At 60.2% G+C, this 23,642-nt stretch carries 20 protein-coding genes; 5 read left to right on the top strand and 15 right to left on the bottom strand.

What is annotated here, in order from left to right; translation table 11 throughout:
• Positions 1 to 86 precede the first annotated feature (86 nt).
• The 8 genes from HMPREF3142_RS22740 to syd form a co-directional block, all read right to left on the bottom strand.
• A complete protein-coding gene (locus HMPREF3142_RS22740; RefSeq protein WP_008806249.1) occupies positions 87 to 1,226 on the bottom strand; it encodes a glycerate kinase in 1,140 nt (379 codons plus the stop codon).
• Positions 1,227 to 1,298: 72 nt separating this feature from the next.
• Positions 1,299 to 2,639 (bottom strand): glucarate dehydratase, encoded by a 1,341-nt coding sequence (gene gudD / locus HMPREF3142_RS22745; RefSeq protein ID WP_008806250.1) that lies wholly within the window; start codon positions 2,637 to 2,639, stop codon positions 1,299 to 1,301.
• A gap of 17 nt (positions 2,640 to 2,656) precedes the next feature.
• Positions 2,657 to 3,997 (bottom strand): enolase C-terminal domain-like protein, encoded by a 1,341-nt coding sequence (locus HMPREF3142_RS22750; RefSeq protein ID WP_070612692.1) that lies wholly within the window; start codon positions 3,995 to 3,997, stop codon positions 2,657 to 2,659.
• The gene (locus tag HMPREF3142_RS22755) at positions 3,994 to 5,352 is read right to left on the bottom strand and encodes an MFS transporter (protein WP_008806252.1); all 1,359 of its coding nucleotides are present in this window, start codon (positions 5,350 to 5,352) and stop codon (positions 3,994 to 3,996) included. The genes HMPREF3142_RS22750 and HMPREF3142_RS22755 overlap by 4 nt, the downstream gene beginning before the upstream one ends.
• Before the next feature lie 471 nt (positions 5,353 to 5,823).
• The gene (locus HMPREF3142_RS22760; RefSeq protein WP_008806253.1) at positions 5,824 to 6,267 is read right to left on the bottom strand and encodes a flavodoxin; all 444 of its coding nucleotides are present in this window, start codon (positions 6,265 to 6,267) and stop codon (positions 5,824 to 5,826) included.
• A gap of 4 nt (positions 6,268 to 6,271) precedes the next feature.
• Positions 6,272 to 7,066: a tRNA pseudouridine(65) synthase TruC gene (truC, locus tag HMPREF3142_RS22765; RefSeq protein WP_070612694.1), complete on the bottom strand. Its 795-nt coding sequence runs from the start codon at positions 7,064 to 7,066 to the stop codon at positions 6,272 to 6,274.
• Positions 7,066 to 7,395 carry a YqcC family protein gene (locus HMPREF3142_RS22770; RefSeq protein ID WP_002915249.1) on the bottom strand — a complete coding sequence of 110 codons (330 nt, stop codon included), beginning with the start codon at positions 7,393 to 7,395 and terminating at the stop codon, positions 7,066 to 7,068. The genes truC and HMPREF3142_RS22770 overlap by 1 nt, the downstream gene beginning before the upstream one ends.
• A 631-nt stretch (positions 7,396 to 8,026) precedes the next feature.
• On the bottom strand, positions 8,027 to 8,572 hold the full coding sequence (gene syd / locus HMPREF3142_RS22775) for a SecY-interacting protein (protein WP_008806256.1): 546 nt from the start codon (positions 8,570 to 8,572) through the stop codon (positions 8,027 to 8,029).
• Between the two features lie 68 nt (positions 8,573 to 8,640).
• On the opposite strand from syd, the gene queF reads away from it, so the two are divergent.
• The 5 genes from queF (at position 8,641) to HMPREF3142_RS22800 (ending at position 15,277) form a co-directional block, all read left to right on the top strand.
• Positions 8,641 to 9,486 carry an NADPH-dependent 7-cyano-7-deazaguanine reductase QueF gene (gene queF / locus HMPREF3142_RS22780; protein WP_044649723.1) on the top strand — a complete coding sequence of 282 codons (846 nt, stop codon included), beginning with the start codon at positions 8,641 to 8,643 and terminating at the stop codon, positions 9,484 to 9,486.
• Positions 9,487 to 9,597: 111 nt separating this feature from the next.
• Positions 9,598 to 10,965 carry a nucleotide 5'-monophosphate nucleosidase PpnN gene (ppnN, locus tag HMPREF3142_RS22785; protein ID WP_070612696.1) on the top strand — a complete coding sequence of 456 codons (1,368 nt, stop codon included), beginning with the start codon at positions 9,598 to 9,600 and terminating at the stop codon, positions 10,963 to 10,965.
• 509 nt (positions 10,966 to 11,474) lie between these two features.
• Positions 11,475 to 12,764: an HAAAP family serine/threonine permease gene (locus HMPREF3142_RS22790; protein WP_032731171.1), complete on the top strand. Its 1,290-nt coding sequence runs from the start codon at positions 11,475 to 11,477 to the stop codon at positions 12,762 to 12,764.
• A gap of 65 nt (positions 12,765 to 12,829) precedes the next feature.
• Complete coding sequence (locus tag HMPREF3142_RS22795) at positions 12,830 to 14,197, top strand: L-serine ammonia-lyase (protein WP_012540721.1); 1,368 nt, start codon at positions 12,830 to 12,832, stop codon at positions 14,195 to 14,197.
• Positions 14,198 to 14,335: 138 nt separating this feature from the next.
• A complete protein-coding gene (locus tag HMPREF3142_RS22800; protein ID WP_002915261.1) occupies positions 14,336 to 15,277 on the top strand; it encodes an aliphatic sulfonate ABC transporter substrate-binding protein in 942 nt (313 codons plus the stop codon).
• A gap of 45 nt (positions 15,278 to 15,322) precedes the next feature.
• On the opposite strand, the gene HMPREF3142_RS22805 is transcribed toward HMPREF3142_RS22800, so the two are convergent.
• From HMPREF3142_RS22805 to HMPREF3142_RS22835, 7 genes are all read right to left on the bottom strand, one after another.
• Positions 15,323 to 16,546 (bottom strand): acyl-CoA dehydrogenase family protein, encoded by a 1,224-nt coding sequence (locus HMPREF3142_RS22805; protein WP_070612698.1) that lies wholly within the window; start codon positions 16,544 to 16,546, stop codon positions 15,323 to 15,325.
• Positions 16,547 to 16,556: 10 nt separating this feature from the next.
• Positions 16,557 to 17,978, bottom strand: a complete 1,422-nt coding sequence (locus HMPREF3142_RS22810; RefSeq protein WP_070612700.1) for an MFS transporter — start codon at positions 17,976 to 17,978, stop codon at positions 16,557 to 16,559.
• A gap of 193 nt (positions 17,979 to 18,171) precedes the next feature.
• Positions 18,172 to 19,050: a MetQ/NlpA family ABC transporter substrate-binding protein gene (locus tag HMPREF3142_RS22815; protein ID WP_008806262.1), complete on the bottom strand. Its 879-nt coding sequence runs from the start codon at positions 19,048 to 19,050 to the stop codon at positions 18,172 to 18,174.
• Complete coding sequence (locus HMPREF3142_RS22820; RefSeq protein WP_070612702.1) at positions 19,047 to 19,736, bottom strand: methionine ABC transporter permease; 690 nt, start codon at positions 19,734 to 19,736, stop codon at positions 19,047 to 19,049. The genes HMPREF3142_RS22815 and HMPREF3142_RS22820 overlap by 4 nt, the downstream gene beginning before the upstream one ends.
• Positions 19,733 to 20,755: a methionine ABC transporter ATP-binding protein gene (locus HMPREF3142_RS22825; protein WP_008806264.1), complete on the bottom strand. Its 1,023-nt coding sequence runs from the start codon at positions 20,753 to 20,755 to the stop codon at positions 19,733 to 19,735. The genes HMPREF3142_RS22820 and HMPREF3142_RS22825 overlap by 4 nt, the downstream gene beginning before the upstream one ends.
• A complete protein-coding gene (locus tag HMPREF3142_RS22830; protein ID WP_070612707.1) occupies positions 20,752 to 22,158 on the bottom strand; it encodes an LLM class flavin-dependent oxidoreductase in 1,407 nt (468 codons plus the stop codon). Before HMPREF3142_RS22830 ends, HMPREF3142_RS22825 begins: the two co-directional genes overlap by 4 nt.
• A gap of 73 nt (positions 22,159 to 22,231) precedes the next feature.
• A complete protein-coding gene (locus HMPREF3142_RS22835) occupies positions 22,232 to 23,629 on the bottom strand; it encodes an FAD/NAD(P)-binding protein (RefSeq protein ID WP_070612709.1) in 1,398 nt (465 codons plus the stop codon).
• Positions 23,630 to 23,642 lie beyond the last annotated feature (13 nt).

The following is a 23,642-nucleotide window of genomic DNA, read 5'->3' on the forward strand; positions in this document are numbered from 1 at the left end:
GTAAGCGTAAGCGCCACCGGGGATGGTTCCCGGATCGCGGTGCTACGCACCTTATCCGGGTTACAAATACCACTGCGCCAGCCGGGTTACCGCTTATCGCCCATCTGCAAAACCGCGGCGACGTTACGCGCCGTCATCCGCAGGTTGGCGGCGGCATTGGCCAGCGCTTCATCCAGGGTACAGATGGTATATAACACGCTGAATACCGCATCCAGTCCGTGCTGATGCACCACCCCGACATCGGCGGTAAGGCTGCCGGCAATCCCAATCACCGGAACGTTAAAACGCTTCGCCACCTTCGCTACCCCCACCGGCACCTTGCCGTGGATCGTCTGGCTATCGATACGCCCTTCGCCGGTGATCACTAAATCGGCATCCGCCACCCGCGTCGCCAGCTGCAGCGCATCGGTGACGATCTCAATGCCCGGGCGCAGCGTTGCGCCACAAAACGCATACAGCGCCGCCCCCATGCCGCCCGCCGCGCCACCGCCTTCCAGGCTCAGCACATCGATATCTAAATCACGGGCGATTATCCGGGCATAGTGCAGCAGGCCGCTGTCGAGGCGGTCGATCATCTGCGTCGTCGCCCCTTTTTGCGGGCCAAACACCGCGCTGGCCCCCTGCGGGCCGGTTAGCGGGTTGGTGACGTCGCAGGCAACCTCAATCCGGCAATCTGCCAGCCGCGGATCGAGTTCGCTAAGGTCGATACGCGCCAGCGTCTCCAGCGCGCCGCCCCCGGAGGCGATTTGCTGGCCGTCGGCGGTCAACAGTTTCGCCCCCAGCGCCTGCGCCATCCCGGCGCCGCCGTCATTGGTCGCACTGCCGCCAATGCCAATAATGATCTGTCGCACGCCGGCGTCCAGCGCGTGTCGGATCAGCTCCCCGGTTCCCCAGGAAGTGGTCAGCAGCGGATTACGCTGCGCCGGCGGGACGCTCTCCAGCCCGCTGGCTGCCGCCATTTCGATAAAGGCGCACTGGCGATCGCCGGACAGCCCATAAAATGCCTCAACCGGTTCACCCAGCGGCCCGGTGACCGTCAGCGGAACCTGATGCCCGCCGGTCGCCGCCACCATGGCTTCCACCGTCCCTTCACCACCGTCGGCAACCGGCAGCTTGACGTACTCCGCGTCAGGATAAATCTCGCGAAAGCCTTGCTCTATCGCCGTGGCCACTTCCAGCGCGCTCAGACTCTCCTTCCAGGAATCCGGTGCGATCACTATTTTCATGTGCTGTCCTTACTCTGAGCCAACCCCTGGCGCTGTCGCGCAATGCCGGCCCCCGCAGAGGCCGGCGGCCTTTTAGCGCACCATGCATGGACGCTTGTTGTCAAAGGTCCAGCCCGGGATCAGATACTGCATCGCCATCGCATCGTCGCGGGCGCCAAGACCATGTTTCTTATATAGCTCATTTGCCTGCATCACGCGGTCCATATCCAGCTCAACCCCCAGGCCCGGGGTACTCGGTACCTGCACCATACCGCCTTTGATTTCAAAAGGTTGTTTGGTCAGACGCTGGTTGCCCTCCTGCCAAATCCAGTGGGTATCAATCGCGGTGATTTTACCCGGCGCCGCTGCCGCGACATGGGTGAACATCGCCAGCGACACGTCGAAGTGGTTATTGGAGTGCGATCCCCAGGTCAGGCCGAACTCATGGCACATCTGCGCCACACGCACCGACCCCTGCATGGTCCAGAAGTGCGGGTCCGCCAGCGGGATATCCACCGACTGCAGGGACAAGGTATGGCCCATCTGTCGCCAGTCGGTGGCGATCATATTGGTCGCGGTCGGCAGGCCCGTCGCGCGGCGGAACTCGGCCATCACTTCGCGGCCAGAGAAACCTTGTTCGGCGCCGCATGGGTCTTCCGCATAGGCCAGCACGCCCTTCAGCTGTTTACCAATCTGGATGGCTTCCTCCAGCAGCCAGGCGCCGTTCGGGTCGAGAGTGACGCGGGCATTCGGGAAGCGTTTCGCCAGGGCGCTGATCGCCTCAGCTTCTTCAAAACCGGCCAGCACGCCGCCCTTCAGCTTAAAGTCGTTGAAGCCATATTTTTCATACGCCGCTTCCGCCAGGCGGACCACCGCATCCGGCGTCATCGCCTCTTCATGGCGCAGGCGATACCATTCGCACTGCTCATCCGGCTGGCTCTGATAGGCCAGCGGCGTGGCGTGGCGGTTGCCGACAAAAAACAGATAGCCCAGCATTTCGACTTCGCTGCGCTGCTGGCCATCGCCAAGCAGAGAAGCGACATTGACGCCAAGGTGCTGGCCCAGCAGGTCCAGCAGCGCCGCTTCAATCCCGGTTACCACGTGAATGGTAGTACGCAGGTCGAAGGTCTGCAGGCCGCGGCCCCCGGCGTCGCGGTCGGCAAACTGATTGCGCACCGCGCCCAGCACATTCTTGTACTCGCCCAGCGTTTTGCCCACCACCAGCGGCGCGGCATCTTCCAGGGTCTGGCGGATTTTTTCGCCGCCGGGGATTTCGCCGACGCCGGTATGCCCGGCGTTATCTTTGATAATCACAATATTGCGGGTGAAGTACGGGGCGTGCGCGCCGCTCAGGTTCATCAGCATGCTGTCATGGCCGGCAACCGGGATCACCTGCATGGTCGTAACAACGGGCGTTGAAGTGAAAGTCGTCATAGCATCATCCTTTTTAATTAGTGGCGGCCGAAAACGGGACGTTTGCGGTCGAATGTCCAGCCGGGGATCAGGTACTGCATCGGGCCTGCGTCGTTGCGCGCGCCGCCCGGCAGCGCTTTATAGGCCTCATGGGCTTTGCGCACCTGCTCCCAGTCAAGTTCCACGCCGAGTCCCGGCGCGTCTGGCACGGCAATCTTGCCGTGAATAATCTGCAGCGGATTTTTGGTCAGGCGCGCGTCGCCCTCCTGCCAGATCCAGTGGGTGTCAATGGCGGTGGGGTTGCCCGGCGCGGCGGCGCCGACGTGGGTAAACATCGCCAGGGAAATATCAAAGTGGTTGTTGGAATGGCAGCCCCAGGTGAGCCCCCAGTCGTCACACAGTTGCGCCACCCGTACCGCGCCGGAGAGCGTCCAGAAATGCGGGTCCGCCAGCGGGATGTCGACGGCATTGAGCATCACCGCATGGCCCATTTCACGCCAGTTGGTGGCGATCATATTGGTGGCGACCGGCAGCCCGGTGGCACGACGGAACTCGGCCATCACCTCCCGGCCGGAGAAACCTTGCTCGGCACCGCACGGATCTTCGGCATAAGTCAGGACATCCTGCAGCCCTTTGCACAGCGCGATGGCCTCATCCAGCAGCCAGGCGCCGTTCGGGTCGACGGTGATGCGCGCCTCCGGAAAACGCTTTTTCAGCGCCCGCGCGGTGTCGATCTCCTGCTCGCCGGACAGCACGCCGCCCTTCAGCTTAAAGTCTTTGAAACCGTAGCGATCCTGGGCGGCTTCCGCCAGACGCACTACCGCCTCGCTGCTCAACGCCTGCTGATGGCGCAGGCGGTACCATTCATGATCGCCCGGCGTATGGTCCAGATAGCCAAGGTCGGTTTTCTGCCGATCGCCAATATAGAACAGGTAGCCCAGCACGGTGACGGCATCACGCTGCTTACCCGGCCCCAGCAGCTCGCAGACCGGCACCTTCAGCACCTGGCCGAGCAGGTCGAGCAGCGCCGCTTCCAGCGCCGCCACCGCGTTAACCTTCAGTTCGAAGGTCCACGCCCCTTTGCCGAAGGTATCGAAATCCGCCGCCTGATTGCCTTTGTGCACCTGCTGCACTACGCGATTGAGTCGGGCGACCTCCTGGCCCACCACCTGCGGGATCGCCGCCAGCAGCGTCTGGTAGATGACCTCCCCGCCGGGCGCTTCGCCAACGCCGGTGTGGCCGGCGTTATCGGTCAATACCACGATATTGCGGGTAAACCAGGCGTTGTGCGCCCCGCCGATGTTCAGCAGCATGCTGTCGTGCCCGGCCACCGGAATGACCTTCATCTCAGTGATAATCGGGCTGGATTGGGTAGTCATGATGAGCGCCCCACCACAGGTTTCAGTTCGATGCGTTTGATATCGCCCACCAACACCAGGTAACTCAGCACCGCCACCAGGGCATGGATGCCGACGTAGATCAGCGCGCCGTTGAACGAGCCGGTGGTGCCAACGATATAGCCGATGGCGATGGGAGTGACGATACCGGAGATATTGCCGAACATGTTGAACAGGCCGCCGGAGAGACCGCTAATTTCTTTCGGCGCGGTATCCGCCATCACCGCCCAGCCGAGCGCCCCGATCCCTTTGCCGAAGAAGGCCATTGCCATAAAACCGATCACCATCCACTCCACGTTGACATAGTTACACATCAGCATGGTCATGGAGAGCAGCATCCCCAGCACGATCGGCGTTTTGCGCGCGATGTTCAGCGAGCCGGTGCGGCGCATTAACCAGTCGGAAATCACCCCGCCCAGCACCCCGCCGACAAAGCCGCACACCGCCGGAACGGAGGCGACAAAGCCGGCTTTGAGGATCGACATGCCGCGCGCCTGCACCAGATAAACCGGGAACCAGGTGATAAAGAAGTAGGTTAAGGCGTTGATGCAATACTGACCGATATAGATGCCGATCATCATCCGCGATCCGATCAGCTGTCTGATCTGTCCCATTTTGACGCTAAACGGCACTTTCTGCGCGCTACTCTTCTGATCCATGTTGATCAGCGCCCCGCCTTCGGCGATATAGTCCAGCTCTTTCTGGTTCACGCCCGGATGGTTGTTCGGATCGTGGATCACTTTCAACCACACAAAGCTGATCACAATCCCCAGGCCGCCCATAAAGAAGAACACGTGCGACCAACCCACCTCATGCGTCAGCCAGCCCATGATCGGCGCGAAGATAACGGTGGCAAAGTACTGGGCGGAGTTAAAAATCGATACCGCCGTCCCCCTCTCCTGCGCCGGGAACCAGGCGGCGACGATACGGCTGTTGCCGGGGAATGACGGCGACTCGGCAAGGCCGACGAGGAAACGCAGAGTGAACAGCGCGATGATAATGCCAAAGCCGCTGAAGATATCGACGAAGCCCTGCAGCAGGGTAAACATCGACCAGATGAAGATCGACCAGAAATAGACGCGCTTCGAACCGAAGCGGTCAAGCAGCCAGCCGCCCGGGATCTGGCCGATGACATACGCCCATGAGAACGCGGAGAACACATACCCCATGCCAACAGGATCGAGGCCGATATCTTTGGCCATTTCTGAACCGGCGATCGACAGCGTCGCCCGGTCACCATAGTTAAAAGAAGTGACGATAAACAGCATCACCACTATCCAGTAGCGGGCGTTGGTGCGCTTTTCAGCCGCCGTCGCCGCCTGACTTAATGAACTCATTGTTGTACTCCTGAATCATAGCGTTTAGCTACGTTCATTCTGAACAGCACAACCTGTAGGGTAATCAGAATGACGTGGTCGTGTTTTGATAGTTGTCGTTATATCTGGCACTGCATTTATCACTGGCTGGAGCAGTATATGAAGAGGCACACCGCGGCTCACCGTGCATCTACACAGCTTTTACGCCGCTATTGCAGGTGGTTTGTGGCGAATGCCTGAAAGAATGGGGGGAAGTTCACGGAAATGAAAAACCAGCGCCGCTGGAGCCGCAAAGCACAGCAAAAAGGGCCGGAGTGTGAAATACCTCACTTGACCCGGTGAAACTGGCTGGCTTAAGCCATGATATTGCTAAGGATATTGTGGCGTTTGCCTAAAGGCGTGGCGCCAGGAACGCGCTACCATTTTGACGTCCGCGTATCTGGCTGCGACGTATTGAAAGAGCGCCCTCTGCGTAGGGAGAGGGCAGCGCTTTTATTCGAGCAGGGTGGCCCACTGCTCAACCCACGGATTGGAGACGCTCTCCGGCTCCGGGTCTTCGCTGGCGTCAATCTTCAGCATCTCGCCGATGCGCTTCGCGCCCTGCTCCTGCAGTAGCTGGTCGAACTTCAGCCCGCCGCCGCAAAAGTTAGCATAGGTGCTGTCGCCGAGCGCGATAATGCCGTAGCGCAGATGGGGCTGATACATATCTTTCATCCCCTCATACAGCGGAACAATGCTGTCCGGCAGATCGCCCTGCCCGGTGGTGGAGGTGACCACCAGCACATATTTACCCGTATAGGATTCCCAGTCGTTGACCTGCGGATCCTCGTACACGGTTGCCTTGTGTCCCAGTCCGCTGAGGATCGCTTCCGCTTCTTCCGCGACCAGCAGCGAGTTGCCGTACATGGTGCCGACAAAAATTCCGACTTCCGCCATGCTATTATCTCCCTGGATTGACCTTATTCCCTTCATCCTGACCGCAGTCATCGGCAAACTCAACCCTTTCATTTAGCGGGAGAAGCCCTCGCCAGCCAAACTGCGACAGGGCGCGCATCCAGACCTCGTCAAAACCAGCGCGCAGGGTCAGCGGCTCGCCGGTAAAAGGATGGGTCAACGACAGCTCGCTGGCGTGCAGCATCAGGCGGTGACAGCCGAAATGTTCTGCGGCGCTGCGGTTTTGCCGCAGATCGCCGTGCTTGCTGTCGCCAAGGATCGGATGACGCAGATGAGCAAGATGGCGGCGCAGCTGGTGCTTGCGGCCGGTTTTCGGCTCCAGTTCCACCAGCCCGTAGCGCGTGGTGGGATAACGCCCGGTTGCCACCGGCATCTCCACTGTCGCCAGACCGCGGTAGTGGGTTACCGCTGGCTGCGGCCCTTTATCTTCGCGGGCGAACTTATCGGCGATTCTATCCAGCTCCTCCACCAGCGGGTAATCCAGCAGCGCCTCTTCCATCAGCCAGCCGCGGACGATCGCATGGTAGCGCTTCCGGATCTGGTGCTGCTCGAACTGTTGCGCCAGCAGCCGGCCCGCCTCGCTCGACAATCCCATCAGCAGCACGCCGGAGGTGGGCCGGTCGAGACGATGAGCGGTAAAAACGTGCTGACCGATCTGGTCGCGCACGGTCTGCATCACCACCACTTTCTCGTCGCGATCGAGCCAGCTGCGATGCACCAGCCAGCCCGAGGGTTTGTTGACCGCCACCAGCCAGTCGTCCTGGTAGATAATCTCCAGCATCAGGCCTGCTCACCGGCAAACAGCGCGTCTAACAGCAGAAGTTCCGCCAGCATGGATTCGCGGACCGGGTGGGCCTGATCCAGAGCCATTTCGTAATAAGGCGCAACGGCAAAATTTTGCGGCAGCGGCTGGCCGCTCTCCAGCAGCTGGTGCATACGCGGGATCAGGACCCACTGCAGCCACTCCAGCGGCTCCAGGGTATCCAGGCAAAACGGCTTATCGCTGGCGAAGGCGCTGCTGTCAGGCGCCGTCTCCTGCCAGTGCTCCGTTTCGCGCAGCAGGGCTTCAATGGCGCGCAGGCGATCGCGCACGCTATCGTGAAGAGTCATGGGGAAACCTCGATGAGTTAAAAACCGGGCGCAGGATAGCAAATCCGCAGGAGAAATAAAAAAAGGGAGCACTGTATAAACAGTGCTCCCGGTTCGTTTTGCAGCAGTCCCGCTACATTGGTGCTCCCTGCTCGTCCTTGAAAACTTTTCCTGAGGTCTCCTGACCATGTTCATCCATAAACACGTGCATCCTGCTTTCACACCACCCCGATGCGAAATGACTTATCCATAAGTTTGTCCCGATCTTCCTGATCCACCGTTCATCCTGAGCGGCTCTCGTTCTCCATCCTGGAGGTGTCCATTACGCGTTCCTGCGTTATCCTTGCTTCATCCTGAAGCCTGTCCTTGCAACGCCATCCTGGCGGGTCCTGCAGAAGCGCCATCATCCTGATGTTCGCTTCATTTCGCGACTTCCTGTCGACAGACATAGGATCACTGATTCTGCCTCGTCTTACAACCCTTCTTGAGACAATCTCTTAAGATTAGTCCCCACTCAAAAGGACGAAAAAATTAAGATCTGATTTTATACCAATGACTTATAAAAAAAAGAAGGGATTAAATTTGCCTTAAATGATGACGATCTCTTACAGGTTTTGTAAGAGATCTCTCACAAACGACCAGGTAGACTGGATTACAGAACCGGCTCAAGGTGGCTGAGGAAACTCGCAAGCGAGGGGGAAAGCGTGATGCGTTTGGCGGTGCCGAGGGTCTCTTTGATCACCTCGCCGCTGAGATTACAGACGGAAATCACATCCCGTTCACTCTCGAGGGTGGCGATAAACAGCGTCGGCGCCAGCTTCAAGCGCTTCTGTACCACCAGGTGCCCGATTAAGTTTTCCTGCACCCGCTGGAAATCCTCTTCACTCCAGGTCTGCAGCAGCGTCAGCGTTTCGTCGGCAAACCGGCCGGTCATGTCGCCGGCAAACTGAGTGGTATAATAAGAATGAAGCGGCTGTTGTACCACAATATCCAGGGCGCGTTCAACCGCGCTGATATTTTGCGCCAGCGAAAACGGCTGCGGCTGCCAGAATACGGCCTCGCCCTGGGTATCAACGACGCAAGGCGACGGAACGCCGTAAAGCTCTTCACTGCGCGGCAGGCTGTTGCGCTGTTGCTGCCAGGCGGCGCAGTATCGTTGGGTAAAAGCGCGCAGCGCTTCTGCGGTCTGATGGTCCACCGGTTTCTCTCTTCACGTTAGACAGGATACACTGGAGAGATAGTGTACCCGCTTTACTATGGTGAAACATGTCTTCTTACGATAATCATCAGGCGCTGGCCGGCCTGACGCTCGGTAAATCAACCGATTACCGCGATACTTATGACGCCTCGCTGCTGCAGGGCGTCCCGCGCAGCCTTAACCGCGATCCGCTGGGCCTGCATGCCGATAACCTGCCGTTCCACGGCGCCGATATCTGGACGCTGTACGAACTCTCCTGGCTGAACGGCAAAGGCCTGCCGCAGGTCGCTGTCGGCCACGTCGAGCTCCCCGACACCAGCGTCAATCTGGTGGAGTCAAAAAGCTTTAAGCTCTATCTCAACAGCTTTAACCAGACGCGTTTCGCCAGCTGGCAGGACGTTGCAGAGACGCTGACCCGCGATCTGAGCGCCTGCGCGCAGGGCGAGGTCAAGGTGGCGCTGTATCGGCTGGATGAACTGGAAGGCCAGCCGATTGCCCACCTGCACGGCGCCTGCATCGACGATCAGGATATCGAGATCGATAACTATCAGTTCAGCGCCGACTATCTGCAGGGCGCCGCCAGCGGCAAAATAGTGGAAGAGACGCTGGTCAGCCATCTGCTGAAATCCAACTGCCTGATCACCCACCAGCCGGACTGGGGCTCGGTACAGATCCAGTATCGGGGGGCGAAAATCGACCGCGAGCAGCTCCTGCGCTATCTGGTCTCATTCCGCCATCATAACGAATTCCATGAGCAGTGCGTCGAGCGCATCTTTAACGATATTCTCCGTTTCTGCCAGCCGGAATCGCTTTCCGTTTACGCCCGCTATACGCGACGCGGCGGTCTGGATATCAACCCCTGGCGCAGCAACGGCGACTTTTCCCCCGCCACTGGCCGCCTCGCCCGACAATAATAAATAATTTCACAATATGCGTGCGTTTAGGCGCGCGCAAGGTTGTGGAAACGCCGCTCGCAGGGCTATTGTAATCACAGGAAGACCATAAGCGTCCTGTAAGGAGTTCACTTGATTACACATGTTAGCCCGCTTGGTTCAATGGATATGCTGTCGCAGCTGGAAGTGGATATGCTTAAGCGCACCGCCAGCAGTGACCTGTATCAACTCTTTCGCAACTGCTCGCTTGCTGTGCTTAACTCGGGGAGCCTGACCGATAACAGCAAGGAGCTGCTCTCCCGTTTTGAAAACTTCGAGATTAACGTGCTGCGTCGCGAACGTGGCGTGAAGCTGGAACTGATCAACCCGCCGGAAGAAGCTTTCGTTGACGGGCGTATTATCCGTTCCCTGCAGGCCAACCTGTTCGCCGTGCTGCGCGATATCCTGTTCGTTTACGGCCAGATCCACAATACCGTTCGCTTCCCGAATCTCGATCTGGAAAGTTCGGTCCATATCACCAACCTGGTGTTTTCGATCCTGCGCAACGCCCGCGCGCTGCACGTCGGCGAAGCACCGAACATGATCGTCTGCTGGGGCGGTCACTCCATTAATGAAAACGAATATCTCTACGCCCGCCGCGTCGGTACGCAGTTGGGACTGCGCGAACTGAACATCTGCACCGGCTGCGGGCCTGGCGCGATGGAGGCCCCGATGAAAGGCGCCGCCGTCGGCCACGCGCAGCAGCGCTACAAAGACAGCCGCTTTATCGGCATGACCGAACCGTCCATCATTGCCGCAGAACCGCCGAACCCGCTGGTCAACGAACTGATCATCATGCCGGATATCGAAAAGCGTCTGGAAGCCTTCGTGCGCATCGCCCACGGGATTATTATCTTCCCGGGCGGCGTCGGCACTGCCGAAGAGCTGCTCTATCTGCTGGGTATTCTGATGCATCCGGAGAACAAAGCGCAGGTGCTGCCGCTGATCCTCACCGGACCGAAAGAGAGCGCCGACTACTTCCGCGTGCTGGACGAGTTTATCACCCATACTCTGGGCGAGTCCGCCCGTCGTCACTATCGGATCATCATCGACGATCCGGCGGAAGTGGCGCGGCAGATGAAAAAAGCGATGCCGCTGGTGAAAGAGAGCCGTCGCGAGACCGATGACGCCTACAGCTTCAACTGGTCGATTCGCATCTCGCCGGACCTGCAGATGCCGTTTGATCCGACCCATGAAAATATGGCCAATCTCAAGCTCTCCCCGGACCAACCGGTGGAAGTGCTGGCCGCCGACCTGCGTCGCGCCTTCTCCGGGATTGTCGCGGGTAACGTCAAAGAGGTGGGCATCCAGGCCATTGAGCAGTACGGTCCTTACAAGCTGCATGGCGATCCGGAGATGATGCGCCGCATGGACGATCTGCTGCAGGGCTTCGTCGCCCAGCATCGTATGAAACTGCCGGGCGGCACCGCCTATATTCCTTGCTACGAAATCATCGCCTGATTTCTCACTCTCCCGCCGGGGTATCTTCTACAGCCTGCCCCCGGCGGGCTCTCTTCCTCTGACTTCCAGAACACGCTAAAAACCTTTCTGTTATTATTCAGTCACCTGAATCATTTCTACATAGCCAATCGTTTGCGTTGGTAAAAACTGCGACAATTATCACTGCAAAAAATGGTTTTAAGCGCAAAAACGTCGACTACATCTCTTTTTTACAGTAAATCCCTCGTTATTACGCCGCTCCGCTTTTATCTCATATGCTGCAAATGGTAGCCTGCGCGCCACAAATCGCTGGCTGATCACCAGAAACAGGCTGTTGGACTAAAAATACGCACATTGAAAGTGGATTATTGCATTTGAGATCGCGATCACTGATGCATAAACCATATAAATGTATCTTTCCGGCCCAATTATTACGGAGAAAATTTCTAAAAAAACCGTAATTAAACGAATTTCATGTTACGCAATTGTATTTGTTCATTAGATTTTGTTGATTCCTCCAGGAGATACAGATGGAAACCACTCAAACCAGCACCATCGTTTCGGGCGAAACCCGCAGCGGATGGCGTAAAACCGACACCATGTGGATGCTGGGCCTGTACGGTACAGCGATCGGCGCGGGCGTCTTGTTCCTGCCGATCAACGCCGGCGTCGGCGGCATGATCCCCCTGATTATCATGGCGATTCTGGCCTTCCCGATGACCTTCTTCGCTCACCGCGGTATGACTCGCTTCGTCCTCTCCGGGAAAAACCCGGGCGAAGACATCACCGAAGTGGTGGAAGAACACTTCGGCGTAGGCGCAGGGAAGCTGATTACCCTGCTCTACTTCTTCGCTATCTACCCGATCCTGCTGGTGTACAGCGTGGCGATCACTAACACCGTCGAAACCTTCATGTCGCACCAGCTGCACATGACGCCGCCGCCGCGCGCCATTCTGTCGCTGATCCTGATCGTCGGCATGATGACCATCGTGCGTTTCGGTGAGCAGATGATTGTGAAAGCGATGAGCATCCTGGTGTTCCCGTTCGTTATCGCCCTGATGATTCTGGCGCTGTACCTGATCCCGCAGTGGAACGGCGCGGCGCTGGAGACGCTCTCCCTGAGCAGCGCCTCCGCAACCGGCAATGGCCTGCTGATGACCCTGTGGCTGGCGATCCCGGTGATGGTCTTCTCCTTCAACCACTCGCCGATCATCTCCTCCTTCGCGGTGGCCAAGCGTGAAGAGTACGGCGCAGGCGCCGAGAAGAAATGCTCCAGCATCCTGGCCCGCGCTCACATTATGATGGTGCTGACCGTGATGTTCTTCGTATTCAGCTGCGTCCTGAGCCTCTCTCCGGCGGACCTGGCGGCGGCGAAAGAGCAGAACATCTCGATTCTGTCTTACCTGGCAAACCACTTTAACGCGCCGGTTATCGCCTGGATGGCACCGATCATCGCGATGATCGCCATCACCAAATCCTTCCTCGGCCACTATCTGGGCGCCCGCGAAGGCTTTAACGGCATGGTGATTAAATCCCTGCGCAGTAAAGGCAAATCTATCGAAGTCAACAAACTGAACAAGCTGACAGCGCTGTTCATGCTGGTGACTACCTGGATTGTGGCGACGCTGAACCCGAGCATCCTCGGGATGATCGAGACCCTTGGCGGCCCGATTATCGCGATGATCCTGTTCCTGATGCCGATGTACGCGATTCAGAAAGTGCCGGCGATGCGTAAATACAGCGGCCATATCAGCAACGTCTTCGTGGTGATTATGGGTCTGATTGCCATCTCCGCGATCTTCTACTCGCTGTTCAGCTAATTCAGTCAATACCTCCCCCCGCGCCGCTTAACGGCGGCGCGCTTTCCGACAGCACGGGAATACATATGATCAGCGTATTCGATATCTTTAAAATCGGCATTGGCCCTTCCAGCTCCCATACCGTTGGACCGATGAAAGCGGGCAAACAATTCACTGACGATCTGATCGCACGCGGCCTGCTGGCCGACGTCAGCAAAGTCGTCGTCGACGTCTATGGCTCCCTCTCCCTGACCGGTAAAGGCCACCATACCGACATCGCGATTATCATGGGACTCGCCGGCAACCTGCCGGACACCGTCGACATCGACGCCATTCCGGGCTTTATTCAGGACGTTAACACCCATGGCCGCCTGATGCTGGCCAACGGTCAGCACGAAGTGGACTTCCCGGTCGATCAGTGCATGAATTTCCATGCCGACAACCTGTCGCTGCATGAGAACGGCATGCGCATTACCGCCCTGGCCGGTGACAAGGTGATCTACAGCCAGACGTATTACTCTATCGGCGGCGGCTTTATCGTCGACGAAGCGCACTTCGGCCAGATCGCCGATGCGCCGGTTGCGGTTCCTTACCCTTATAAAAACGCCGCCGACCTGCAGCGTCACTGCCGTGAAACCGGGCTGTCGCTCTCTGGGCTGATGATGCAGAACGAACTGGCGCTGCACAGCAAAGAAGCGCTGGAGCAACACTTTGCCGCGGTATGGGAAGTGATGAGCGCCGGTATCGAACGCGGCATCACCACCGAAGGCGTTCTGCCGGGCAAACTGCGCGTGCCGCGCCGGGCCGCCGCGCTGCGCCGCATGCTGGTGAGTCAGGACACCACCAACAGCGATCCGATGGCGGTGGTCGACTGGATCAATATGTTCGCCCTGGCGGTGAACGAAGAGAACGCCGCCGGTGGCCGGGTCGTTACCGCGCCAACCAACGGCGCCTGCGGTATCGTGCCGGCGGTGCTGGCCTACTACGACAAGTTTATCCGCAAGGTGAACAGCAACTCTCTGGCCCGCTATATGCTGGTCGCCAGCGCGATTGGTTCGCTGTATAAGATGAACGCGTCAATCTCCGGCGCCGAAGTCGGCTGTCAGGGTGAAGTGGGCGTCGCCTGCTCGATGGCGGCGGCCGGTCTGGCGGAACTGCTGGGCGGTAGCCCGGGTCAGGTGTGCATCGCGGCAGAGATCGCCATGGAGCATAACCTCGGCCTGACCTGCGACCCGGTTGCCGGCCAGGTGCAGGTACCGTGCATCGAACGCAACGCTATCGCCGCCGTGAAAGCGGTCAACGCCGCGCGAATGGCGCTGCGCCGGACCAGCGAGCCGCGCGTCTGCCTCGATAAAGTGATCGAGACCATGTACGAAACCGGTAAAGACATGAACGCCAAGTACCGGGAAACCTCTCGCGGTGGCCTGGCGATGAAGATCGTCGCCTGCGATTAATCCTCAGACCCGGCACGCGTCGGCGTGTCGGGTCATCGTCCTGAATAACTCTTTTTGTTATATCAATAAAATTTTAGTTATTTAATGGTTATAAGCGCTGTTTGTTACCTTACGCAAAACCGCTAAGGAGAACAGACAATGTCCAACCGATTCCGCCCCGCCTGGCTGCTGGTCCTCGCCGCCCTCTCTACCTCCGCGCTGGCCAAAGCGCCGGAAACCGTCAACATCGGCTATCAAAAGGCGAATATCTTCGCGCTGCTGAAGTACCGCGGCACGCTGGATGAGAGCCTGAAAAAACAGGGTATTGCCGTACGCTGGGTCGAATTCCCCGCCGGACCGCAAATGCTGGAGGGGCTGAATGTCGGTAGTATCGATCTGGCCGCGACCGGCGATGCGCCTCCGGCCTTTGCCCAGGCGGCGCAAGCCGATCTGGTCTACCTTGCCCATTCCCCCGCTAACCCGAAAACGGAAGCGATTGTGGTGCCTGAACAGTCGGCAATCCACAGCGTGGCCGACCTGAAGGGCAAGCGCGTGGGGTTGAACAAGGGGTCTGACGTCAACTACCTGCTGGTTGCCGCACTGGAAAAAGCGGGCCTCAGCTATAAAGACATCACCCCGGTCTATCTGCCGCCGGCGGATGCCCGCGCCGCTTTCCAGCGCGGGGCGATTGATGCGTGGGTGATCTGGGATCCGTTCCTCGCAGAAGTGGAAACCAACGCGAAAGCCCGACAGATCCGCAATGCCGAGGGGCTGGTGCCGCACTACACCTTCTATCTCGCCAGCCGCAAGTTTGCAGATACCTACCCGGAGACAGCAAAGCAGGTGGTGGATGAGCTGGGTAAACTCAGCGCGTGGGCGAACAGCCATCAGGACGAGGCCGCCGGGCTGCTGTCGACCTCAACCGGACTGGATAAAGCCATCTGGCTGAAGACCCTGGCCCGCCTGCCCTACGGTGCCGAACGCATGACCCCGGCGGTGTATAACGAACAGCAGGCGCTGGCGGATACCTTTACGCGCATCGGCCTGCTGCCGGTGAAAGTCGACGTGCGCAGCGCCACCTGGTCGCTGGATAAACCTTGATTTTCCTGACGACGGGAAGCACTGCGCCTCCCGTCGCCGACAGGCTTACCCCGCCGTTTTCTCACCATTGCCAATCTGCCAGATAAAGGTGGGCGCTTCACCGTTCACCAGCCAGTTACCGATATTGCGTGCCTTATAAATCACCGGATTATGCGAGGCGACCGTCCGCGCATTGCGCCAGTGGCGATCCAGCGCCAGACGGGTCCGCGTGTCCGACGCCCCGAGGGCATTAAACAGCTCCGTCGCCGCCCGCGGGATCCAGTCGCTGGCGATCACCTGCGCCTGCGCCGCTTCCACTTCCGCCAGCTGGTTACGCCGGGCAATCAATGCTTCGTCGTCGCTGACGTGCGCCACATAGGCCTGCTGCAGCGATTCCGCGGCCTGCAGGACCGCGGCCCGGGTCGCCCATGCCCAGCTGCTGATCTGCCCAACGACCTGCAGAACCTGGGCGTCATCGCGCGGCACGGCGGCGTTGCCGTGGCTGTACATCCGGGAGCGATGTTTGACGCCCTGCGCGGCATCCCGCTCAACCGCCAGGCCAATGCCCGCGAGGGTCGCCAGCAGCACATGCTGGTAGAAGGCGGTCTGATAGCGAAAGCGCTGGGCAAAATCATAGACATGTTCGGTTTCCACCCGAGCGCCGGTAAAGCGGGTGGTTCCGCTGCCGGTCAACCGCTGGCCAAAGCCATCCCAGTCATCTTCCCGCTCCACGCCGGTCTGCTGGGTACTGACCAGGGCTATCACATCGCCGGCGGTATCACTGCGCCGGGCAAACACATCGATCCAGTCGGCGTACAGCGCGCCGGTGCTGTAAAACTTCTCGCCGTCGAGTCGCCAGCCGCCCTCTGTCGGCGTCACTCTGGTGTTCACCTCTCCCAGCTTAACCGCGCCGATCTCCGTCCAGCCGCTGCCCACCAGCTCACCGTCGAGGAAGCGACGAAACCAGCGGTCGCGCCCGGCGGAATCCGGCTGATTCAGCTGATCTTCCACAAAGGCAAAGTGCGCGCGCAGGGCCTGCGGCAGGTTAGAGTCCGCTTGCGCCAGCTCGATCAGCAGCGCGCTGAGCTGCGGCAGCGAAGCGCCCCAGCCGCCCTTCTCGCGCGGGATACGCAGCGTGCCGAAGCCCGCTTCTTTCAGCCAGCGGATCGGCTCATCGGGCAGAATGCGCTGCTGTTCGCGCTCCGCAGCGCCCTGGGCGATACGGGTGAATATCGGGCGGAAGGCGGCCGCCAGCGCGTCATAATCGGTGCCAGTGGAGAGCAGGGTCATTGTCAGTTCCTTATTCATGGAGTGCGTCGATATCTTCTCGCGTCGGTTCATGACGGACCGCCAGCAGGAAGAAAATGGGAATAATGGCGGCAAGCGAGACCACCCAGAACATCTGCGTGCCGAGGGAGGCCTGCAGCAGCGGCAGAATAAACAACGCCAGCGCGCTGCCGATCCCGGAGAGTGCCCGGCTGAAACCGACCCCGGTGGCGCGAATGGCAGTAGGATAGGAGAGCGCCGGGTAGATCATCAGCTGCGCCCCCGGGCCAAACCCTTCGGCGAACAGCCACAGCCCCAGCATCGCGATAGCCAGCACGATACCTGCCGTCGCGTGCGGTTGCCCCACCAGCGCCAGCACAATCAGCGCCACAAACTGCAGGGCGAAGCCGGCTATCGCCACATGACGCGAAGGATATTTCCACGCCAGATGCATACCGAGCAGCCCGCCGGTAAAAGCAAACAGGGCGTTCAGCCCCAGCGATGCCGAAATAGTTTCGAAGACGCCAGCCCCGAGGAACTGGGCAAGAATTGACGGCAGGAAAAAGGCAATCGCCGTGTACTCGAAGGAGATACAGATATTCATCACCCCGGCGACGATAGTCCGCTCACGGTAGGGTTTTTCGAACAGCACGCGGAAGCTCACTTTCGGCGCGGGCGCGGGCTTCGCCGCCGGGACCTCATGGGCATGGATCCCCCAGGAGTCGCGTAAAATACGCACTGCAGAGGTCAGATCGCCCTGGTTCGCCGCCCACAGAGGGGATTCATTCATAAATCGACTGCGGACGGCAATAATCAGCAGTGCCGGCGCGGCGCCGAACAGCAGGGAGGCGCGCCACAGCCAGTCAAGATGCTCCTGCGGCAGCAGGAAATAGAGGCCGAAGATAATGAGAAAGCAGACGGTTGAGGCGGCGTACCACATCGGGCACCACGCCGCGAGGCGAGCCGCTTTGTTGCCTTTGCCGGCAAAGCGGGAAAACTCGGCCAGATAGGACATCGCTACCGGCAGGTCGATGCCAACGCCGATGCCCATCAGGAAGCGGGCGCCAATCAACACCCAGACGTTCGGCGCCAGCCCGGCGGCGATAGCCGAAATCACGAAAAAGAACATATCGGCCATAAAAACCGAATAGCGACCATATTTATCGGTCAGCCAGCCGCCGATAATATTGCCGACGATAGTCCCGACCATAATGGACGAAGTCACCAGGCCGGTCAGCAGCGGTGAGAGCTGAAATTCACGTACAACGTCATCAATACCGTAGGAGAGCGTGGTTAAGTCATATGCGTCGAGAAAAACGCCCCCCAGCGCGAGGAAGACAATCATCCGCGCATATTTCGCTTGTTCCTTGCCGGAATTAATTAGCCGCGCCACATCCCCGACGCTACTGACCGGTACCGAAGCGATACCGGGATTATCCACTGGTAATGTACTCATTTTTTCACCTTATTATTTTGTGCAGGTCATCAGCGGTTATAGACCGCGCGCGACGAGAATCAAAACAACAAATCATTCTATAAAAATCAATATAATCAATAAGTTAATAAATATTACCAGCACAAAAAGGACGCGCTTTCGCGCATCCTCAAGGGAAATAAATAACAACGAAAATAGACGTCGTGCAGGACGCTTATTCCGCGGACACTGGAACTAATACGTCTTTTACCAGCGGGTCATCGGTGGTTTGTAACCACGTCTGGATCCGCGGGTCAGAAAAAGCCTGTTTTAATTTGACGATATTTTCCTGCGATAAATACGGTGTACCAATCACTAATTGCGAAGCAAAGGTGCGCGGCGCCGGCGGGAATAATATGCCTTTCTCACGCGGCACTTTCCCGGCGTCAAATTGCGAGACATAGCCGATGGCGGCATCCACCGAATTTAACGCCCGCGGCATGGTCAGCAGATCCAGCTCTTTAAAGACAAACTGATGCGGGTTACCGACAATATTTTTCAGCTTCGCCGTACGCGGCTCCACCGCCGGGTCGAGCGAGATCAACCCAATGCGCTGGAGCAGCCACAAGGCCTGCCCCTGATTGGCGCCATCGTCAGGCACGACAATGGTCGCGCCGTTGGGCAACGCCTGTACCGACGAGTAGCGGTCGGAATAGATGCCAAACGCCCACTGGAACACCGGCACCGTGGTCGACAGCGCAAAGCCGTTAGCGTCCACCACCTGTTTAAGCCACCACTGATGCTGATAGATCGTCCCGGCATACTGTCCTTCCGCTACCGCGCGGTCAGCCTGGACCGGATCCTGCACCCCCACCGCCTCCAGTTTCAGACCGTAATCGGGCGCAATATGCTGATTAATATACTCAATGATCCGCTGCTCGCCGGCCATCGCCGGCTCGTAGTGAATTTTTAACGTGCTGCCGAAGACCACCTGCTGGCTTTGGGTATGTCCCCGCCACCACCAGAAGGCGATGGCGAGCAGGATAATCACCGCCAGCGCCGCCAGCCAGGGCCAGCGCCGCGCTTTACGTAACTCAAATTGCTCTGTTGTCATACAAGGTTCCCCTGCGTGTGGCGTAAACGGTTGACCAGACGGTCACCCAAAAATTGAATCAACTGGATCAGGGCGACGATCGTCGCGATCATGATGTGGTTGTCGAAGCGCTGATAGCCGTACACCACGGCCAGGTAGCCGATGCCGCCGGCGCCGATGGTCCCGGCGATAGCCGAATACTCAATCATCGAGACCAGGTTCAGCGTCACCGCCGCCACCAGCGCGGGCAAGGCTTCACTGAGCTGCGCGCTGGCAATGATTTGCCAGCGCGACCCGCCGCAGACGACCCCCACTGCGGTGACCTCCGCCGGCAACTCGCGCAGCGCGTTCTCCACCAGACGGCCAAAGAACGGGACGCCGGCGGCGATCATCGGCACTACCGCGGCGGGGATGCCAATCGTGGTGCCGGTCAGCCAGTAAGTGAACGGGATAATAGCGGCCATCAGCACCAGAAACGGCAGCGAACGTCCCATATTGACCACCCAGTTCAGCAGCCGGTACAGCAGCGCGTGCGGAAATAAGCCCCGCGGCGAGGCGTTAAACAACACCACCCCCACCAGCCCCCCCAGCGTGACGACAAACAGCATCACAATGGCCACCATAAGCCAGGTTTCGCCATAGGCGGGGAGCAGCAGCGAAGGGATTTCGCCCCAGGGGGTATCCTGGCTGATGACTGTCGGTTTCATACCACCTCCCTGAGCAACGGCGCGCTGTCGAGGATCTCCGCCGTTATGCCGAGCTGCGCCAGCAGGCCCTGCAGTCGCGCGGGCGACAGGCGTTCGCCCTGAAAGCGCACTCCGGCCTGCAGGCGACCGGCCAGCCGACCATTAATCACCTCGACGTGACCGCCAAGGAGATCGATCTGCAGCGCCCACTGCTGGCTCAGGCGGCTGATCCAGTCGGTGGCCACCGGCACATCCCAGCGGTAGCTCAGACGCAGCAGCAGATCGCTGTGGGCCGCTGCCGCCGGCGTCAGCGGCAACAGCTGCTGGCCGAGCAGAGAATCGGGACGCGCCAGCAGATCTTCGATCCGCCCGTACTGGACGATCGTCCCGTCGCGGATCTCCGCCACCGCATCCGCCGCCGTGCGCACCGCGTCCATTTCATGGGTGATCAGGACGATCGCCAACTGGTACTCGTCACGCAGCCGCTTGAGCAGAGCCAGCACCGAGGCCGTGGCCTGAGGATCGAGGCCGGAGGTGGCTTCATCCGCCAGCAGAACGGACGGGCGCAGCGCCAGCGCGCGGGCAATGCCGATCCGCTGGCGCTGGCCGCCTGAGAGCTGGGCCGGCCAGGCATCGGCTTTGTGGCTCAGGCCGACGCTCTCCAGCAGCTCGCCAACCCGCGCCTTGATATCGCGCTCCACCACACCCAGCCACGCCAGCGGCAGGGCGACATTCTCCCAGGCGGTCCTGCGGCTCAACAGCGCCGAAGACTGGAAAACGGTGCCAATCGCCCGCCGTTCCCGGCGCAGCGCCTCGCCGGACAGCGCCGACAGATCCTGGCCATTGATACGAATGCTGCCGCTGTCCGGTTGCTCCAGCAGGCTGATGCAGCGCGCCAGGGTTGATTTACCGGCGCCGCTCGGCCCCACCACCGCGGTGATGGAGCGCTCAGGCACCTGCAGCGACAGCCCTTTCAGCACCGCGCTGAGCCGGCCATCCGCCGTGCGGTAACTTTTATGCAGGTCATCGATAGCGATCATGTCACCTTCTCCTCTACCGATGCCGCCGTGCGCGCATCGCGGCGGTAGCTGGCGCCCGGGTGAGGCGCAGCCAGACGCGGGCCGGCGCCGAACAGTTTTTCGCGCAGGGTCCCCTCGCGGTACTCCTGCTTAAAGACGCCGCGCTTTTGCAGCTCAGGCACCAGCAGCTCGACGACGTCGCGGAAGGTTTCGTGAGTGACGGCATAGGCGAGGTTAAAGCCATCGACGTCCGTCTCTTCGACCCAGGACTGCAGTTCGTCCGCCACGGTTTGCGCGCTGCCAACCACTAGCGGACCGAAGCCGCCGATCCCCGCCCAATCGGCCAGGGCCTGCACCGTCCACTGGCGGTTCGGATCAGCGGTCGAAAAGGCCTCCACCGCCGACTGAATGGCGTTGGTGTGCAGATACTTCAGCACCTGATCCGGCTGATACTGGCCGAAATCGATCCCCGTCCAGCCGGAGAGCAGCGCCAGCGCGCCTTCATAGCTGACGTACTGCTTATATTCCTGCCACTTCGCCTGCGCCTCACGGTCGGTGTCGCCGACAATCACCGTCTGCAGGTTGAAGATCAGGATGCTGTGCGGATCTCGCCCCGCTTCAGCTGCCCGGCGGCGAATATCCGCCACCGTCTTCTTCAGCAGCACCTTCGACGGCGCTGCGACGAAGACGCATTCGGCATGGCCGGCGGCGAACTGTTTGCCGCGGCTGGACGCCCCCGCCTGATACAGCACCGGCGTGCGCTGCGGGGATGGCTCGCAGAGGTGGATCCCCGGCACGGAAAAGAACTGTCCCTGATGGTTAATGGGATGGATTTTCCGCGGATCGCTGAAGATCTTCCGCTCTCTGTCGCGCAGCACCGCCCCGTCCTCCCAGCTTCCCTCCAGCAGTTTGTAGATCACCTGCAAATACTCATCGGCATAGTCATAGCGGGTGTCATGGTCGGTCTGGGTCTGCTGGCCGATATTGCGCGCCCCGCTCTCCAGATAGGAGGTGACGATATTCCAGCCCACCCGCCCTTTGGTCAGATGATCGAGCGTCGACAGACGACGAGCGAAGGGGTAAGGATGCTCAAACGACAGCGAGGCGGTCAGGCCGAAGCCCAGATGCTCCGTCACCAGCGCCATCGGGGTGATCAGAGCCAGCGGATCGTTGACCGGAACCTGCGTCGCCTGGCGGATCGCCGCGTCGCCGCTGCCGTCCAGTACGTCATAGATCCCCAGCACGTCGGCGATAAACAGCCCGTCGAACTTGCCGCGCTCCAGCAGCCGCGCCAGATCCACCCAGTACTCCAGATCTTTATACTGCCAGGAGCGATCCCGGGGATGCGCCCACAGGCCCGGCGACTGATGGCCGACGCAGTTCATATCGAAAGCGTTAAGACGAATTTCACGTTGTGATGACATAGCAATCTCCATAGCGCGGCCCGTCGCCGGGGCGCACGCGGCAAAATGAATCAGGGAAAATAAAGGGAGGTATTCAGTACGCAGGACATCGGGAGTCCTGCGGGATCCCGAGCGTGAGTAACGCTTGCGCCGCCACGTCAGCGGCATGGTCGGCTACCTGCGGCAGGCCCATCAGTTCGCCAAAACGCCCGCGGGCGGCCGGACCGGCCACCAGCACCGGCAGCGCCTCAACGTGCGGCTCAGCCACTGCCCGGGAACGGCTGTCCACCTCCAGGCCCATGCCGAGGGCATCGGCGCGAATCAGGCCGCGGCGGGCGAGGTCCTGTAAAAATGGCTGGCTGTCGGTCAGGGCGCGGTGTGCGGGTCCGGTCGTCAGGATCAGATGATTGACGCTCAGGGTTTGCACACCGCCGCCGCGCCGCGCCAGCGTCAGACGCAGCGTTTCGCCTTCACCGCTTATCGACAGTAGCCTGGCCGCCTGCACCTGTAGACTGCCCGTGCGCTGGCGCGCCTCCAGCACCTCGGCGACCTGCGGCGCCACGCGGTAGCGGTGGACATCCCAGTAATGGCGCAGATGGCGCAGAAAACGCTGGCGATCGGCGACGCTGAGCGCCTGCCAGATCCGCTGCCCCTGCTGACGAACCGCATCCAGCACCACCTGCCAGCTCAGGCCCTGCTGCGCCGCATAGGCGACGTCGAGGCGGATCTGGCGCAGGCGCTGACGCAGGTTGCCCTGCTGATAGTCGCCGGGCCAGGTTGTCCCCGCGCCGCTAAGGTTGCCGCGCGACAGCAGGCCATGGCGCGAAAAGGCGACGATACTGCCGCGGTGGCCCAGCCGGTCCAGCGTCGCGACCGTATCGGCCATGGTTAATCCGGTGCCCATCACCGCCACCCGGGCGTGCGGGGCGATGGCATCGAGCGCGCCGGGCTGCCACGGGTTGGCAATCAGCGCCGGATGATGACGCCAGGCTTCGGCCTGCGGCGGCAGCGAAGGCGGTGGATGACTGATCGCCAGCACCAGCAGATCGGCCTTAAGCTGCAGGCCGCCGTCGGTGGTCACCGTCCCCTGATGAAAAGCGAGCGCCCGATCGCGCAGGTGGCGAAGCCGTCCGCCGCTGGACGCCACGGCGTCGGCAAAACGCTGCGCCACATAGCGACCAAACTGGCCGCGCTGAGGGTAGACGGAACCGTCCGGGCGCAGCGCCTGCACATCGACGGCAAAGGCAGGCTGATGGCGGTACCAATGATCGAAGGCGCCCTCTTCGTCGCCGGCCAGCTGCATGCGAGCGGCCGGAACGTTAATCCGGTGCGTCGGCTCCGCAGTGGGGTAGGCCACCCCGGCCCCGGGGGACTGGCGCGGCTCCAGCAGCGTCACGCGCACCCCGTTCGGCGCCAGGCGCAGCAGCTCAATCGCCACCGCCGCGCCGCTAAAGCCGCCGCCGATAATCACGATATGCGGTTCTGCACTCATCGCAGCCCTCCTC

The sequence above is a fragment of the Klebsiella sp. HMSC16C06 genome (assembly GCF_001808325.1).
Classification (GTDB): domain Bacteria; phylum Pseudomonadota; class Gammaproteobacteria; order Enterobacterales; family Enterobacteriaceae; genus Klebsiella; species Klebsiella variicola.